1 protein-coding gene is annotated in these 436 nt (G+C 68.1%); it reads right to left on the bottom strand.

Annotation, left to right across the window (positions count from 1 at the left end):
* Positions 1–8: 8 nt before the first annotated feature.
* The coding region (locus D7X74_RS42415; protein WP_199742036.1) for a hypothetical protein at positions 9–436 on the bottom strand (428 nt) is incomplete at its 5' end.

The raw sequence follows: 436 nt of genomic DNA, 5'->3' as shown, positions 1-436 counted from the left end.
CTCGTGTGTCATGCCACACCTCCCGCAACAGATGGGTTGGGCCGCGGCTCTGATCCGGGGGGCAGATCCGGCGGCACAGGAATCGGGGGGATGGTGGAAGCCTCGGATGCGGGTGCCGTGCCGGCTGCAATGCCTGGGCCGGCGCCCGTCATGGATTCGACGGCCAACATGGCCGAATGCGCCGACGGTCCGAATACGACCGTGGCACGGCGGTTAGGGTCGGCCATCTGCGCCAGCTCGGCCGACATCTCGTGGTCGCACGCCATGAAGCAGGCGACCTTGCGGCCCGCAGCGCGGGCCAGCTCTTCCAGCACTTCGCCCTCGGGCAACTCCGACACGGCGATGTTGAGCGACCCGTCTTCGCCAATCGAGAACGGCACCACGTGATGCCGCACAGCCAAGTCACGCGGCAGGCAATCCGCCAGCGCGCCAAGCA

The sequence above is a fragment of the Corallococcus sp. CA047B genome (assembly GCF_003612065.1).
GTDB classification, from domain to species: domain Bacteria; phylum Myxococcota; class Myxococcia; order Myxococcales; family Myxococcaceae; genus Corallococcus; species Corallococcus praedator.
The sequence above is the reverse complement of the archived record's forward strand: the minus strand, read 5'-3'. Positions and strand labels throughout refer to the sequence as shown.